Raw genomic sequence first — 15,885 nt, 5'->3', positions numbered from 1 at the left:
ATAGGTTGTACGTACAAGATGATAGTGAGTATGACTTATGAACTATATTTTTTTTGTATATGAAGTTAAATACTCTTGAAAAAGGAAATTTAATTTGTTTTATGTTGTACGCACAATTCATATTAAAGAATAATTAGGAGGTTTTTGTGATGTTAAAAGTGAAACCGTTTCAATTCTGGTTCGTAACTGGAAGTCAACATTTATATGGACCTGAAACACTTGAGCAAGTAGAGGATCATTCACGTAAAATTGTCGAAGGACTTAACCGTAACGATAGTGTGACATTCGAAATTGTGAGCAAACCCGTATTAACGAATCCAGATTCAATCCGCAGATTGTGTATAGATGCGAATAGCGATGATCAATGCGCGGGTATCATCACTTGGATGCATACTTTCTCGCCAGCTAAAATGTGGATCGCAGGTCTTTTACAATTGAAAAAACCGCTTCTACATTTGCATACACAATTTAATCGTGAAATTCCTTGGGATGCGATTGACATGGACTTCATGAACTTGAATCAATCCGCTCATGGTGACCGTGAGTATGGATTCATTGGTGCTCGTATGGGAATTCCTCGCAAAGTTGTTGTTGGATTCTGGGATGATGCTGCTGTTGTTGAACGTATTGGCAGTTGGATGTCTACGGCTACAGCTTATAATGAAAGTCAGCATCTTAAAGTAGCACGCTTCGGAGATAATATGCGCAATGTTGCCGTTACAGATGGTGATAAAGTTGAAGCGCAAATTAAGCTTGGTTGGGATGTTAGAGCCTATGGTATTGGCGATTTAGTTGATGTGATTAATGAAGTGTCAGAAGGCGATGTGAAGGCACTCTTTGAAGAATACACTCAGAAATATGAGTTATCTGAACAAGCGAAAGCGGCTGGTCCAGTAAAAGAAGCCATTCTTGAGCAAGCTCGGATCGAGCTTGGGATGAAAGCATTCTTAGAGCAAGGTGAATTCTCTGCATTCACTACGAATTTTGAAGATCTACATGGTATGAAGCAATTACCTGGACTTGCAGTTCAACGACTAATGGAAAAAGGTTATGGATTTGGGGGAGAAGGGGATTGGAAGACATCCGCATTACTTCGCCTAATGAAGATTATTGCTCATAATGAAGGAACCTCCTTCATGGAAGATTATACTTACCACTTCGAAGCTGGTAACGAGTTAATCCTTGGTTCACATATGCTTGAAGTATGTCCAACGATCGCAGCAGGTAAACCTCGTATTGATGTTCAGCCTCTATCGATCGGTGATCGTGAAGATCCAGCACGTATGATCTTTGATGGTCGTAGCGGTCCAGCTTTAGTTGCTTCACTTGTTGATATGGGTAATCGCTTCCGCCTAATCATTAACGTAGTAGATGCAGTTAAAGCAGTGAAGGATATGCCGAAACTACCAGTGGCACGCGTGATGTGGAAGCCAGAACCTTCATTATCTGTATCTGCTGAATCTTGGATTCTAGCAGGTGGGGCACATCATACCGTATTCTCATATAAAGTAACAACAGAACAGTTAGTAGACTGGGCTGAGATGGTTGGAATCGAATGTGTCATCATTGATAAGAATACAACTACGCCATTGTTCAAGAATGAATTACGTTGGAATGATATGTACTGGAAATTGAATTCTTAATTACATCATTTATGATTCAACCAATAAAGCAAAGGCCACTTCCTCCATTGGAAATGGCCTTTGCTTTGTCATATTGTTATAAGAAATGGAATACTGCTATCCCGTGTATTGATAATAATCCTGCTTCTCCTGCGTGACGAACCCACAGGATTCATAAAGTTTCAATGCCTTAGGGTTATGGACGGCTACTTCTAGCCACAATTCTTTATCGTTTGGTCCTTCCTGCTCGATAATGAGTTGAAGTGTTCTACGTCCAATTCCTTGGCTACGAAGAGCTTGATCCACTGTGAAGGCGTATATCCATGTTTGTGCTTCCGATGGGACAACATTAACTTTACCGGCAGTTACACCGTTAGAGTTCACAACGTACATATTTTCTAGTCCATCTTCGGTTATCGTCTTATACATATCGAGCACATCCTCATTACTCATCCCGAATCCTTCTTTGTCTAGACGTATCAATTCTTCGATATCATCATCAACAGCACTCCGGAGGGTAATTTCGTATGTAGGGTTATTCGGAGCATTTTCGTCTGATGAGTCTTGTGTATGAGCAGAATTCCATCGCATTTGATACTCGGAGCTCTCATATTGACTGGAGATCGTATGAAGAAACTTTTCTCCAGAGAGTGAATTAGATGGTGTATTCAATAGTAACGATGAATAACTTACTTCGGATGTAGCATGGATAGCTTTTTGAAATAAGGATGTAAAAATCCCTTGACGACGAAAATCGGGATGTACCATTCCACATATCTCGAATTTACTACCAAATTTATAGACACCTAAGAAACCGGTAAGTAGATCCCCCGAATAATGTAAATAATCCAGCTTGTCCTGTGGCTTACGTGTACGTAATGTCTCCCAATTCAGCTTAAGGGCTATATAATCAATATTTTCACATAACTGTTGCAGTGTTTGAATTTGTTGAAGTTGTTGATGACTAAGCATTAGCAGTTCCTCCTAATATTCTCCCCCATGAAAAACTTCACTTCAATACATCAGCATATTCCGGATGTCGCTTGAATTGAGCTTGAGCATATGTGCACACGGGTATGATTTTGCTGTCTTCCTGTCTTGCTAGATCTACGACTTGACGCACGAGCTATTGTCCAATAGATTGTCCACGTAGTGACTCTGATACATAGGTATGATCAATATGAAGTTGCTGTTGCTCGGGTCTACTAAATGTAATTTCCGCAATGGTCTGACCATCTTCTTCAATATAGAATCTACCTTCTTCGGATTGGATGTTGTTCATTAACGTAGCCTCCTTGGTTTATTTTGATTATACAACTGATACTTAATGAATACTATAAATGAAAAAAGTTCTGCTAACTTTGGGTTAGTGCCTGTTTCCCGCTCATTGATAAAAGAATAAACTGTGATCATACCATGTTTAGAAGGTGGCTAGATAATGGGGATCAAGAACGGTTCACAATATATGCAGCAAATTGATCAATCTAAGCCTGAAGTCTGGTTTCATGGAGAGAAAATCATGGGTAGTTTGTCAAATCACAAAGCATTCCGTGGACTAATGTGCACACAAGCTACATTATATGATATGCAGAATGAGTTGGATTATAAGGACAGAATGAGCTATATATCGCCGATAACTGGCAATCCAGTTGGATTGTCATTTCTTCAACCTAAGAATAAAGAAGATGTATATAAACGCCGAGTGATGATGTCATTGTGGGGTGAACGGCATCATGGAATGATGGGCCGTTCTCCAGATTACATGAATACAGGACTTATGGCCTTTCAATCAGCTGCGGATTTATTATCAGAGGATTCCCCGGAGCGTGCGAATAATCTAATGAGTTATTATGAGTATTGCCGTGAGAATGACGTGACACTATCGCATGTGTTTGTTCAGCCACAAGCAAGTAGAGTGGTTCAATTGATGGACGACGGTTCATTTGACACCTCAGCAGCTCGGATTGTGGATAAGAATAAGGATGGATTGATTGTTAATGGTGCATTTCTATTAGCAACTCAAGGGATAACAGCTGACGAAATATGGGTTCATCCACCTGTTTATACTCAACTACTTGAAAAGAATAACCCCAATACCTTTGTTTTTGCTGTTCCAAATCATCTACCGGGAATGAAGTGGATCTGTCGGGATAGCATGGTTGGAGGAGATTCAACTTATGATTATCCACTAAGTTCACGTTTTGAAGAAATGGATACTTTGCTTATATTTGATCATGTACTTGTTCCTTGGGATCGTGTGTTTGTGGATGGTAACGATTATTTATCACAACAACTGTTCTCTGCGAGCGGGTTTCATACGCATACAGCACATCAAGTGTTATGTCGCTATATTGCGAAATCAGAGTTTATTCTAGGGATTGTGCTTCAAATGGTTGATACTTTAGATATCGGATATTACCCACAAGTGATAGAAAAGATAAACGAAATTATTGTTCATGTTGAGACCTTGAAATCACTGCTCTTAGCAGCTGAACACAATGCGGTTGCCGATCGTTGGGGAAGTATGCTTCCTGATCGGAATCCGCTATGGACAGCTAATGTTATTTTCCCCAAAATATATCCCCGAATGTTGGAGATCATTCAACTTATAGGAGCTAGTGGATTAATTATGACTCCGTCTGAGATGGACTTCAATCCAGATTTAAATCCTTACTTAGACATCTATCTGAAAGGGAATGATCGGGATGCTAAAGATAAGGTTCAGTTATTCAGACTAGCTTGGGAACTTAGTTCAAGTGGGTTCGGGGGGAGACAACAATTGTATGAACGATTCTTCTTCGGAGATGCCAATGCGGTGAATAGGAGACTTTACCAAGGTTATGATCATAAAGATCAATATATCAAGCGTGTGAATGATTTTATGGGCCTATAAAGAACAAGAGAACCTCTTTCTATAAGAAGGAGGTTTTTATTTATTTACTATTTTGTTGCGATGATCACAAGGGCAGGGGATTCGATAGAATATGGGGATTTACCATTAGTAATTGTTGCCACTCTTCAGCGGTTAATGGTGAAGAGTTCACTCGAATGGCTAAATTTAGCAGATGGGAATATATAGATACTCACGTGCATACATATGTAAGGGGGAAAGTCCGGGTTACAAGGAGAGGGAAATCGTCCGAAAGAGCCATCCTTTACGAGATGGAGGCGGACGGATATGACCGTAGAACAGCTCATTCAACTGCTTGTGCTGATGATTATGATCATACAGCTCGTGGTTGGAAAAGGTAAGTCATAAGTTAGAGAATGTCATTAGTGAAAAAAGAAACAAGCAAAGAGCGCCCAATGTGGCGCTCTTTGCAGTATTCAGAGAAGGGGGCTAGATTGACCCCAAGACGACGTATGACTAGTGCAAGTATAATTAAATGCGATGTTACAGTTTTTGTGTATTATGATTGGATTACCATGATCTCCGCTTACCGTAATAATACATACTAAGAGGCCACCAAAGAATGGCGAAGATCGGATAGACTGCCCAGACGGTGTTCGCGGTTGAAATAACATTTGTGATGATGAAAAATAGGCTTGTGAGGAGGCTTCCTACAATGGCGAATGTGAAATGACTCTTATTTCTCCCGAAGTATATAGCTAAAGGCCACCATAATACGAGAAATGCAGGATATATGACCCATAGATACTGAGGCGCATAGAATGAATTGAGCACTGCGTAATACAGGATTGTACATACACTTCCAATGATGGCGGTTGTTAATGCTGAACGATATTTTCCTAAATACATAAGGATGGGCCACAAGAGAATGGGAAAGATTGCAAATACAAACCATATATGTTCGGGACTATTTAGCATATTCTCAATAATTAGAAATGAAATGAGGATGAATGAGGTTATTGCTGAATAGTGATGAAGTTTTCCTTTGGTCAAAAAGTACATCGAGATCGGCCACTGTAGAATAGCAAAGGAAGGGTAAATAAACCATAAATCATGAGGTGTGGTGCTGTAATTAATAAAGGCAAAAAACAGGATGCTTAGCACACTTGCAACGGTAGCAAAACTTGCTTGATGCTTATTCATTATTTGTAATCCTCCTTATTTCATTCCTAACCATTTATAGAACATCGCGAGCGGCCACCAAGCTACAGCGAACACGGGATATACGAACCAGATCACATCTGGTGAATAATAAAGATTGATAAACACAAACAATGCCGTAATGAGTCCGCTTCCCCAAAGTGAGAATCCTAAATGCAAAGAATAGCGTTTGGGGTTTTTAACGGGCAATCGGTTCGTACCCAGCTCTTTTTTAATATCTTCAATATCACCAAACTCAACAATGGCCTTGTTAATGGCATCTTCCTCATCTTTACCACTAAACATCAGATCGCTAACTTTCTCTTCCAAGTTCTGAATAATATCTTGCATCATCAGTTCTTTGTGGTCGCTTGCAGGAACATCCTTGAACAATTCCTTAACATGATCTTTAATTTTGCGAATTACATACCCTCCATAAAAATATTTATTATTTCCTTGATTTCTTGCCATTCTTCAACCGTTTCTTTGAAATAAGCCTTTCCAAGCTTGGTGATTTTGTAATACCTACGTTTGCCCCCATGTGAAATGTCTCCGAAATAGGATTCAATTAATTCTCTTCGTTCTAACCTTTGGAATACGGCATATAACGTGGCCTCTTTAATCTGAAATCGGTCATTAGTGCGCAAACTGATTTCTTTGGAAATTTCATAACCGTATTGATCCTTCTCATAAATGAGCCGCAAAATAATAGCATCTAAATGTCCACGAATGATGTCACTACGAACCATTAGTATCCTCCTTCTTGAAAAAGTGTTCTACCTGATAGAGTAAAATTATCACACATTGCTCTATCTGTCAAAGTAATTTTTGAAACCTAATATTTTAAATACCCATTAATTCAATGCGAATAATTAAATTAGTGATTGACAGACCATCACATTAGCTGATAGTATTCAGTTCATATTCAGATTCACTACGCATCAACCCCCAATTGAATACCGTGCAATCAATCGACTGGTTAACCAGAGATTCAGTATAGAAAGGATGTTACTTTCTTATTGGATCTCTTTTTTGTTTGTCTAATTATCTAATGGATAGGAGCTGAGAAGAGAACATGTCTAATGAATTTAAAGGAGAGATCAAGCGTTATTACGAAGAGAGTACACCATGGTGGCCGAGCGCCAAACTTTCACCTGTAGGCGCGCCGAATGTAGTCTATATTGTTCTAGATGATACGGGGTATTCTCACCTGGGATGTTATGGGTCTGATATATCCACCCCCAATATTGATAAATTAGCTAGCGGTGGACTTCGGTATACGAATTTCCATACAACGGCTATATGTTCTCCCACTCGAGCTTGTTTATTGACAGGAAGAAACCATCATTCTGTAGGTATGGGATTTCTTGCGGATATGAATAATGGGTTCCCGAATGTGCGAGGAAGAATTAGTAAAGAGACGGCATTGCTAAGTGAGATATTACAAGAAGAAGGATATAGTACGCTGGCTGTAGGTAAGTGGCATCTACTTCCGTCAGGTGAACGTTCTGTCGCAGGACCGTTTGAACATTGGCCGTTATCTCGAGGATTTGAACGTTATTATGGCTTCTTAGGTGGAGAGACGAACCAGTGGAATCCAGATTTGGTCGTGGGTAATGAGTATATTGACCAACCGAGGAAAGCAGAAGAAGGCTATCACCTAACAGAAGATCTAACGGATAAGGCGATCAAATATGTGAGAGAACAGAAAAGTGCAGCGCCAGACAAACCATTCTTCCTATATCTTGCCTATGGGGCCACGCATGCTCCACATCATGCACCTATAGAATATATCGATAAATATGCTGGTAATTACGATGAGGGTTGGGATGTCGCCCGTGAACAATGGTTCGAGCGTCAGAAAGAATTAGGGATCATCCCTGAACATACGGTTCTTCCACCACGTAATCCAGGAGTGAAAGCTTGGGAGTCTTTGACGCCTACGGAGAAACGCTTATTCGCAAGAATGCAAGAAGCATTCGCTGGGTTCTTGGATCATACAGACTACCATATTGGTAGATTTTTGGATGCTTTGAAGGCCATCGATCAATTCGATAATACGATTATTGTACTTGTATCCGATAATGGTGCAAGTCCTGAAGGACAACAAGTTGGAACATGGAATGAGTATAAGAATTTTAACGGAGCTGCAGAACAAGCGGAACAAGAAATCAGACATATAGATAAGCTAGGCTCACCAGAAGCGTACAATCACTATCCTACCGGTTGGGCGCAAGTAGGGAATACACCGCTGAAATGGTATAAGACTTTTGTGCATGCAGGTGGTGTGAAAGATCCATTCATTATTTCGTATCCAGATAAAATAAAAGATGTCGGAGGCATACGAAGTCAATATCACCATGCGATCGATGTTGTTCCAACAATTCTAGAACTGGCAGGTATTCAGGAACCCTCTGTCGTGAAGGGAACGGAGCAGAAATCAATAGAAGGCGTTAGTCTAGCCTATAGTTTCGACAGTCAATCCGAAGCAAGCCACAGAACGACTCAATATTATGAGATGCTTGGTAATCGAGCGATTTATCATGGAGGATGGAAAGCCGTGACGTATCATATCCCAGGTACTTCTTTCGATACAGATCAGTGGGAGCTATATCATGTAGAAGAGGATTTCTCAGAGGTGAATGACCTTGCGGCATCTGAACCTGAGAAGTTACAAGAACTCATTGAACTATGGTGGGTACAAGCGGAACAATACGGCGTTCTTCCTATTGATGGGCGTGGATTGTTTGGAAGGTCTGGACAACAGGATATCCCCCACACCGTGACGTATACATATTATCCGAATCCGGGCGGGTACCATCATAATATTCATTTCAATACGAAACTAACCCATTCAATTGAAGCTGAATTTATTCGATCTTCTGTGGACGAGGAAGGGGCTATTATTGCTCAAGGTGGTAGATTTGGTGGATGGGCACTTTTTGTTCAGTATAATCGGCTTGTATACCATAACAATTATATTGGTGAGCATCATGATACGGTCGTATCTAATGAAGTACTACCGATAGGATCTGTTACTGTAAGGTTTGATTTCGATGCGAAAGACCAAACGATCACATTATTTATCAACAACAAACAAGTAGGAGAAGGTGTAATATCCCAAATTTCTAATTTGGGTGGGCCTGGTGTATTTTCGGTTGGCAAAAGTGCATTAACACCAGTCACAGAAAGTTATGAATCTCCTTTTGCGTTCACAGGTGACCTTAAGGAAGTTCGATTAACTATTCTCCGATTTGTTCGGGATCTTGATATAAAGACAGCTATCGAATTAGCCGTTGATTAGGATGGTAAGTAAATCTATGTAGGATGAAAAGAGGTCGTGTTATGTATAGCAAAAAAATGCACATACTCGTATTAATGATCGTGTCTGTCGTGATGTTGGCAGCATGCAACTCTTCTAAAGATGGTTCAGCTAAGGCAAAAGATAATTCGTTTACAGTAAATATAGCTAATATGAGTTTACCTCTATTAAATGTGGTGAAAGAGCAGGGGTGGTTGGAAGAAGAATTTGCAAAATTAGGGGCGACGGTAGCTTGGACGACTCATACTGCCGGACCACCCATTAATGAAGGGATTGCTTCTAAGCGCATCGACTTGGCTGTGTTGGGTGAAGGTGCAATATTGTCTGGAGCGAATAATAAGGTGGATATTAAATTAATCTCTTTATTAACGGATGGACTGCATGGCGTTAACTATCTTATTGTACCCAAAGGTAGTGATATTAAAGATGTTTCTGACCTAAAAGGAAAGCAAATTGGAGTTATGTTAGGAACATCACATCATGTATTTCTTCTTAAAATTCTTGAGGCAGCGGGACTTCAGCAATCTGACGTTAAGGCCGTGAATTTGTCGATCCCCGATGCACAACCTGCATTTCAAACAGGTCAATTGGATGCATGGATTACAGCAGATCCATTTGCAGAAATAGAAGTAAATACGAATGGTGCAACAGTTATTTCTTCAGGAGAGTCACTCCATATTACTTCTCCAACGTTCTACGTCGCTCGTGGTGACTTTGCGAAGGAACATCCAGAAGTAATAGAGTCATTCTTAAAAGTGATCGAGAAGACGATTCAATTCTCCAAAGACAACCATGACGAATTCATTGATATCGCCGCGAAGAGTACTGGGCGCGATCGTTCATTAATTGAAAGCTCCGCTACGAAAGCGGAGTATCAAAGCTCACCCATTTCTGATGAGATATTAAAAGAGTTACAGACTTCAGCAGATATTCTGACGAAGTTAGAGTATTTAACGAAGGACGTAGATGTGAAACCGTTGGTGGATAATACGTTTGTTGTGGGTTTGGGGAAGTAGCTAAGTGATGATTTAGAGGTTTCATAGAAGTAATAGATCAGTCATATTGTCCCTCACTGTTATTCTCTAGTTGTTATGAGAATTGTAGGTGGGGGAATTTTGTGATTGAGTGTAGGAGGTGGAGAAGTCATTAGAAAACTTGGCGGAGCCATCTTTTGCGATCGTCGCTACGATACGGTCTTCGTGTACCTCAATGGGGCAGAATCCTACTATGCTGCAAAAGGGTTCCGCGGCACACTGAGGGTCTAAACCGTTGTTATTTAGCTATTAGTTCAAGAATCTGATTGTAAGCACTCAGGAATTGAGCGGGGTTAGGATCTTCTCCTTTAAGTTTTGGAACGTCAAATTTAGATAAATCGAAATGATGCTTAGGTTGAACATCATGCTTAGCTAAACAACTCTTGCTGCAGGCCAAGGGACAACCATCAATTGCAATGATGTCACGTCCCGACTTTGCTGTTTTGACAAGTGATTTGACATCACCACCGACACCAGCAATGCAGGACATTTCAGCTATGTTTTGTCGATCCATTTTTATTGCAATCATGTTGGCGGTCTGCGCTGCCGATGAACATCCAGAACATGAATAGACAAGAGGAAAATCACTATTTTTCATGGGGTATCTCTCCTCACTTTCAATTTTCGATCCGTTAATGTTTGCATTGAATAAATCTTTAGGTATCATAACCTGAGGTTACTGACTCAACAGTGAGGTAGGTCACTTTTAGTTTTAATAAAATATTATTTATTCTCCAATGAAAGTTACGGAAGTTATTCATATTTTTGGTATCATATAATTATTATCGTGTAGGGAAATTAGGAGGTAATATAATGAAGCAGAATGATCAATTGCAGGTAAATGCTTTATCTGATGTCGAACATTTAAAAGTTCATGGTAGAACAACAGGATGCTTAACTCCTTTAACGTTGTTTTGGACAGGTAGTGCTATTGAATTCAATGTAAAGGGATCTGAGCTGTGGATTGAAGTAGAAGCGGATTATGATGTTTATGAGCCTTGGATTAGCATAGTCATTAATTCAGTTCCGGTAAGCAGACAAATGCTAACAGCAGGAAAGTATTGGATCTGTGTATTTAGAGGCATGAATAACAGTGTTGTGAAGAATGTTCGTATTGTAAAAGATGTGCAAGCGATGAGTGGGGATCCTGACTGCTCTTTACAGATTCATGCCGTGAAGGTGGATGGAGAATTTCTACCCGTGGCGGACAAACCTTATAAAATAGAATTTATAGGTGACAGTATTACTTCAGGAGAAGGAACGATAGGAGCTCAAGCTGAAGAAGATTGGATTCCGATGTGGTTTAGTGCAATACATAATTATACCGCGATGACAGCAGCAGCTCTGAATGCAGACTATAGAGTGATTTCCCAAAGTGGTTGGGGAGTTCTTACGAGTTGGGATAATAATCCACAGGGTAATATTCCAGAGTACTATGAGCAGGTTTGTGGTCTTCTTAATGGAACTAAGAATGAAGCTTTGGGCGCTTTGGAAGAACATCATTTTGATACGTGGCAGCCAGATGTTGTTGTCGTTAATCTTGGAACAAACGATGGGGGAGCTTTTCATTCACCAGAATGGGAAGATAGCTTAACTGGGGAGATCCATAAGCAACGATTAAATGATGACGGTACTTTTCATAAGGATGACATACAAGCTTTTGAGGACGCTACCGAGAAGTTTCTGATGAAGCTCAGAAAAAATAATAAAAATGCGCATATCGTATGGGCTTACGGAATGCTAGGTATTCCCATGATGCCGGCAATCTACCGTGCGGTCGATGCCTATACCAAGAAAACAGGAGACAAGAACATCTCTGTTGTTCAACTTCCGAATATGACAGAGGAAACTGTCGGTTCAAGAAGTCATCCTGGAGTATTAGCCCATGAACAAACAGCCAAAGAGTTAGCTGCATATTTGAAGGATATTTTAACGAGATAAAAAGGAGGAAATATGAACCGAATATTAGTTATTGGATCAGGGGAATCGGGCAAATCTACCCTATCTCAAAAGCTTGGTAGCATACTGGATCTCCCAGTCATCCATTTGGATACATATTTTTGGAATGCCAATTGGGTACCTAAACCCAATCATTGAAAAAATCAGAGCGTCGGTACACCAAATATCAAATTGAACGTGCTTGTAAAATGGTAATCTCTATGACTAAAAGACCTAAGGTCAAAAGTATCCAAACGATTTTGACGAGTAACAAAAAGAATGATGCCAAACAAGAGTTGAAACGTAAAACAGAAATTAGCAAAAATAACTTTGGCTTTACACGTGGGGCTTCTTATTATGGGGGAGCGGATAAATACAAACATTAACAAAATTAATAGAAATGAAATTAAGCGGTATGGCAGAAGCATACAAGGAACTATCATTGAACAAAGATTTTCAAATGAAGACCGTTTTAGTTTACTCGTCGATTTAGAACATTCCCGTCGTAAGAGTAACAAGCTTCAATGTTTAATTCAGACAGCTACTTTTTTAAACTCCAACGCCTGTATCGAAGATATGGAATATCATGAGGATCGAAGACTAGATAAAGGGTTGATTCTGAAACTGGCTAGCGGTACCTATATCCAAGAGAGTCACAATATCATAGGTTACAAAAACCGGTATTCATTTCCTGAAGAACTAAAATCAAAGCTCTTGAATGTCTATGGAAAGGAACCCCTTGTAGCTTTAGAATAAAGATTGATTAAAAAATTCCCTTCAATACTTGTTTAACAGCAAATACAAAAACTCCATTTTGAAAAAAGATTGATCAAAATGGAGTTACTCTTTTTATCTAAATATGAATTTTTCATAAAAAAGTTTGATCATTTCCATGATCCTTATTCCGCAAACTCCCCCATTAGTTGAAGAAGCAATTTATTTTCACCTTGGATTAAGCATATCATTATGCTTATCAATTATTCTTCATTAAGATGATAGCAAAGTTGAACAACGCCAGAGGAAAATCTTTTTGTATCAACCAGTCTTAGATTCAATCTCTCCTTTATGTCAATAAACATCGGTTTTCCTTCTCCCAAAATAACAGGGTGAACAGATAATCTAAATTCATCAACAAGCCCTAAATCGATAAAAGTTGTTATAAGACTTGCTCCACCATATAGCCAGATGTCTTTACCAGGCTTATTCTTTAATTTATTTACTTCTTCAAGAATACTATCATTTATGAATATTGCTTTATTATCTGTCCCTTTTTGCGTTTTGGAAAACACGTATTTTTCTTTACTATGAACTAATTCCCAAATTTCTTTTTCAGTATCAGTATCTTCAATTTCTGGAGTGAATTCTCCCCATAAATCGTAGCTTTTTCTTCCATATAAAATAGTATCAATTTGATTTAAGAAATTAATAAAACCCATCTCAGAGTCCATGATACACCAATCAACTTCCCCATTTTTCCCCTCAATAAAACCATCTAATGAAACTGCTAAATCTAAAATTATTCTTCTTGATCTTTCTTTAATTTCCATATTTTTATCTCCTTTTATCTTATAGAATTTCCCTTGTTGATAAAATCATAAGGTATAAACTATACTATCTTTAAAACATGACAAGTAATGGCATGATTAAATAAAAAAGGTGAGAAGTATGTCAAAAGCCAAGCGACTATTAGATATTCTTATTTTTGTTACTGCTAAAAAAAAGTTTACAGCACAAGAAATAGCAGATGAATTCCACATATCCATACGTACTGTACATAGATACATATTAGATTTATGTGATATGGGATTGCCAATTTACGCTGAACAAGGACGGAATGGGGGATATACAGTATTAACAAGTAGACTTCTTCCCCCTATTTTATTTACAGAAGAAGAAGCTGCTTCAATCTTCTTGGCTTTTCAATCTCTAAATTACTATCGTAGCTTGCCTTTTGATACTGAAATTACCTCGGTTGCACATAAATTATATAGTTCACTTCAGAGTGAAGCTAAAATAAAAGTGGATAAAATTCGTTCTTATATTGATTTTTGGAACCCTAAAAGAATGATTGATGCTCCATTTTTAAAAGATGTTTTAGAGCATTCTATTGAGAATAGAAATTTACACATTCAATATGAATCTAAATCAGGTATGAGAAAAAAACACATTCGTCCTATCGGTGTATATGCTCATGATGGATTATGGTATTTGCCTGCTTACGATTATCATAAGAAAAAAATATTACTATATCGTGTAGATCGCATTCATTCAATCTTATCAACTGAAAAAAGTGAAGATGAATTCATGAATTTAAAAGAATGGTTCAACTCTCATGAAGTAAAAAACCCAATTCGGCTGCATGTACGCTTAACAATGGAAGGTGTCCGTCAATGTAAAAGTGTTCCTTATTTTGATGGTTTTGTAGTCACACAAGAAGATGGAACTGGATACATAGATACAATCATTGATAAAGGTGAACTTAGTTTTATAACATCCCTATTTTTAAGACTTGGAAGTCATGCACGAATTTTAGAACCAAAGGAATTAATAGTTGGATTACGTAAACAAGCTGAAGAAATTTTAACTATGTATCAAGATGAGAATTAAGTATTTGTTTTTTATCAATCCTCCATTGAAATCTGGAGCTAATAAGGCTATTTCAATGGACCCCTACTTGAAAGTTCTAGAAAATTAATCGCCGAATACTTCAGTAACAAATCTAATTAACTGATTGCAAAAGAAAAGTCCTACAAGATTATTAAAATCTTAATCTGTAGGGCTTTTTTCATCCTTTGGTAAATATTTTGGCGATGCGTGGTAAATCCCTTGGCGAACATTGGTAAAAAGTATGGCGAGAGTGGTAAAATCTGATGGCTGTAATAAAAGAACATCAACAAGTAATTACGGTGAAAACTAGGAAGCAGGTAAATGAATTAATAGAATTACTAGAAAAGAAGAGAAGGCGCCACAGGAAGGAAATGGGGGGAGTCGATGACAATTATTGGTCAAAGACCACCGTCTCCGTCATGCAAAGGGAAAATTCGTACAAATCGATGAAGAAATAGCGTATTAATGGTTGGTGTTGCTGACGACGAAGCGTTACATTAAACAGGTCGATTGTGGTCAGATAGAACGATTCGAGGAACGCCCATGAATAGAGCATAATATCACAGCAACAGAAAACCGGTTATGACTTAGGTCTCTCTAAATATATTTTAGAGGGACCTATTTTGTGTGTATTTAGTGTGTTCTTCCCCTGGTGAAAAACCAACCGCCGGCCACGAAAACGATGTAAAGTATAATATTAAATCCGACACCAGCGAGCAGTGAACCGTTGAATAACAATGCTTCAAAAAAAGAAACAACATGAACGCGTAGCGAGGGAATCGCCGTTCCGGTCGGGATCGCCACAATGAAAGTCGCCCACAGCAGCCAACCGACAAGGTGGTAGTAACCGGAGATCAGCATGTTTAGGAGCGCCATCGCCATCAAATAAAAAATGGTTTGGTAGAGAAAAGAACCTGCCACACCAAATTCATTCCAATGAAATGCTTCAATAAGATTAACAGTGTTCTTGTGGAGCACGTTCACTTCAAGCATAGGCCATAAAGAATTGAATAAAGCGATGGCCACTGCCCACACGGCATAAACGAATTGAAGCCCCCAAAAATATTGTTTGCGGCTTGCACCTAAATGTACGATGCGTTTGTAATAACTAAGCGGAAGTACGATTGCGATAATGAGCAAAATGAGAAGCAGTAGGTTGCCATCCGAAAGTCTTGTGTTTTGGCTGCTGTCTGTAAAGATACCAACAATGAATTCTGCCACCCTGCCAAGGAGGATGGAAATAATGACGATCCAGATGGAAATCCTCAATTGCAAATAGGTCGCCTTTAAATGAACGGCCAATGCACCCAA

At 38.9% G+C, this 15,885-nt stretch carries 16 protein-coding genes and 3 pseudogenes; 11 read left to right on the top strand and 8 right to left on the bottom strand.

What is annotated here, in order from left to right; translation table 11 throughout:
- Positions 1–149 precede the first annotated feature (149 nt).
- Positions 150–1,643 carry an L-arabinose isomerase gene (gene araA, locus LPB68_RS02900; protein WP_068658037.1) on the top strand — a complete coding sequence of 498 codons (1,494 nt, stop codon included), beginning with the start codon at positions 150–152 and terminating at the stop codon, positions 1,641–1,643.
- Between the two features lie 96 nt (positions 1,644–1,739).
- Here the strand turns inward: araA and LPB68_RS02895 are convergent, their stop codons facing one another.
- Positions 1,740–2,594: a GNAT family N-acetyltransferase gene (locus tag LPB68_RS02895; RefSeq protein ID WP_068658039.1), complete on the bottom strand. Its 855-nt coding sequence runs from the start codon at positions 2,592–2,594 to the stop codon at positions 1,740–1,742.
- A 37-nt stretch (positions 2,595–2,631) separates the two neighbouring features.
- Positions 2,632–2,904, bottom strand: a pseudogene (locus LPB68_RS02890) (GNAT family N-acetyltransferase).
- A gap of 156 nt (positions 2,905–3,060) precedes the next feature.
- Between LPB68_RS02890 and LPB68_RS02885 the strand changes: the two are divergent.
- Together LPB68_RS02885 and LPB68_RS22645 are read left to right on the top strand one after the other, a co-directional pair.
- Positions 3,061–4,515 carry a 4-hydroxyphenylacetate 3-hydroxylase family protein gene (locus LPB68_RS02885; RefSeq protein ID WP_068658041.1) on the top strand — a complete coding sequence of 485 codons (1,455 nt, stop codon included), beginning with the start codon at positions 3,061–3,063 and terminating at the stop codon, positions 4,513–4,515.
- Between the two features lie 155 nt (positions 4,516–4,670).
- Positions 4,671–4,874: a hypothetical protein gene (locus LPB68_RS22645; protein WP_157756189.1), complete on the top strand. Its 204-nt coding sequence runs from the start codon at positions 4,671–4,673 to the stop codon at positions 4,872–4,874.
- 169 nt (positions 4,875–5,043) lie between these two features.
- Here the strand turns inward: LPB68_RS22645 and LPB68_RS02880 are convergent, their stop codons facing one another.
- Genes LPB68_RS02880 through LPB68_RS02870 form a run of 3 tightly spaced genes read right to left on the bottom strand, consistent with a single transcriptional unit; the run spans position 5,044 to position 6,422 of the window.
- Entirely contained in the window at positions 5,044–5,676 is a 633-nt protein-coding gene (locus LPB68_RS02880; RefSeq protein ID WP_068658043.1) for a hypothetical protein, read from the bottom strand.
- Positions 5,677–5,691: 15 nt separating this feature from the next.
- A complete protein-coding gene (locus LPB68_RS02875) occupies positions 5,692–6,144 on the bottom strand; it encodes a permease prefix domain 1-containing protein (RefSeq protein ID WP_332455178.1) in 453 nt (150 codons plus the stop codon).
- On the bottom strand, positions 6,096–6,422 hold the full coding sequence (locus tag LPB68_RS02870; protein ID WP_044876632.1) for a PadR family transcriptional regulator: 327 nt from the start codon (positions 6,420–6,422) through the stop codon (positions 6,096–6,098). Before LPB68_RS02870 ends, LPB68_RS02875 begins: the two co-directional genes overlap by 49 nt.
- A 326-nt stretch (positions 6,423–6,748) precedes the next feature.
- On the opposite strand from LPB68_RS02870, the gene LPB68_RS02865 reads away from it, so the two are divergent.
- From LPB68_RS02865 to LPB68_RS22190, 3 genes and pseudogenes are all read left to right on the top strand, one after another.
- Positions 6,749–8,977 carry an arylsulfatase gene (locus tag LPB68_RS02865; protein WP_068658045.1) on the top strand — a complete coding sequence of 743 codons (2,229 nt, stop codon included), beginning with the start codon at positions 6,749–6,751 and terminating at the stop codon, positions 8,975–8,977.
- A 41-nt stretch (positions 8,978–9,018) separates the two neighbouring features.
- The gene (locus LPB68_RS02860; RefSeq protein ID WP_068658047.1) at positions 9,019–10,011 is read left to right on the top strand and encodes an aliphatic sulfonate ABC transporter substrate-binding protein; all 993 of its coding nucleotides are present in this window, start codon (positions 9,019–9,021) and stop codon (positions 10,009–10,011) included.
- Between the two features lie 123 nt (positions 10,012–10,134).
- Positions 10,135–10,260 (top strand): annotated as a pseudogene (locus LPB68_RS22190) (DUF4256 domain-containing protein); the annotation flags it as partial.
- Between the two features lie 7 nt (positions 10,261–10,267).
- On the opposite strand, the gene LPB68_RS02855 reads toward LPB68_RS22190, so the two are convergent.
- Positions 10,268–10,627 carry a putative zinc-binding protein gene (locus LPB68_RS02855; RefSeq protein WP_068658049.1) on the bottom strand — a complete coding sequence of 120 codons (360 nt, stop codon included), beginning with the start codon at positions 10,625–10,627 and terminating at the stop codon, positions 10,268–10,270.
- Between the two features lie 215 nt (positions 10,628–10,842).
- Between LPB68_RS02855 and LPB68_RS02850 the strand changes: the two genes are divergently transcribed.
- The 4 genes and pseudogenes from LPB68_RS02850 to LPB68_RS22975 form a co-directional block, all read left to right on the top strand.
- On the top strand, positions 10,843–11,970 hold the full coding sequence (locus tag LPB68_RS02850; RefSeq protein WP_068658051.1) for an SGNH/GDSL hydrolase family protein: 1,128 nt from the start codon (positions 10,843–10,845) through the stop codon (positions 11,968–11,970).
- A gap of 12 nt (positions 11,971–11,982) precedes the next feature.
- Entirely contained in the window at positions 11,983–12,126 is a 144-nt protein-coding gene (locus LPB68_RS22640) for a P-loop NTPase family protein (protein WP_157756190.1), read from the top strand.
- Between the two features lie 62 nt (positions 12,127–12,188).
- Positions 12,189–12,353: a hypothetical protein gene (locus tag LPB68_RS22185; RefSeq protein ID WP_232510214.1), complete on the top strand. Its 165-nt coding sequence runs from the start codon at positions 12,189–12,191 to the stop codon at positions 12,351–12,353.
- Between the two features lie 14 nt (positions 12,354–12,367).
- Positions 12,368–12,633 (top strand): annotated as a pseudogene (locus tag LPB68_RS22975) (ATP-binding protein); the annotation flags it as partial.
- A 311-nt stretch (positions 12,634–12,944) separates the two neighbouring features.
- On the opposite strand, the gene LPB68_RS02840 reads toward LPB68_RS22975, so the two are convergent.
- Complete coding sequence (locus LPB68_RS02840) at positions 12,945–13,514, bottom strand: dihydrofolate reductase family protein (protein WP_068658053.1); 570 nt, start codon at positions 13,512–13,514, stop codon at positions 12,945–12,947.
- A 118-nt stretch (positions 13,515–13,632) separates the two neighbouring features.
- Between LPB68_RS02840 and LPB68_RS02835 the strand changes: the two genes are divergently transcribed.
- Entirely contained in the window at positions 13,633–14,574 is a 942-nt protein-coding gene (locus tag LPB68_RS02835) for a helix-turn-helix transcriptional regulator (protein ID WP_068658055.1), read from the top strand.
- 633 nt (positions 14,575–15,207) lie between these two features.
- Here the strand turns inward: LPB68_RS02835 and LPB68_RS02825 are convergent.
- The gene (locus LPB68_RS02825; protein ID WP_068658058.1) at positions 15,208–15,885 is read right to left on the bottom strand and encodes a hypothetical protein; all 678 of its coding nucleotides are present in this window, start codon (positions 15,883–15,885) and stop codon (positions 15,208–15,210) included.

Origin of the sequence: Paenibacillus crassostreae (assembly GCF_001857945.1) — a bacterium.
GTDB lineage: Bacteria > Bacillota > Bacilli > Paenibacillales > Paenibacillaceae > Paenibacillus_AQ > Paenibacillus_AQ crassostreae.
The sequence above is the reverse complement of the archived record's forward strand: the minus strand, read 5'-3'. Positions and strand labels throughout refer to the sequence as shown.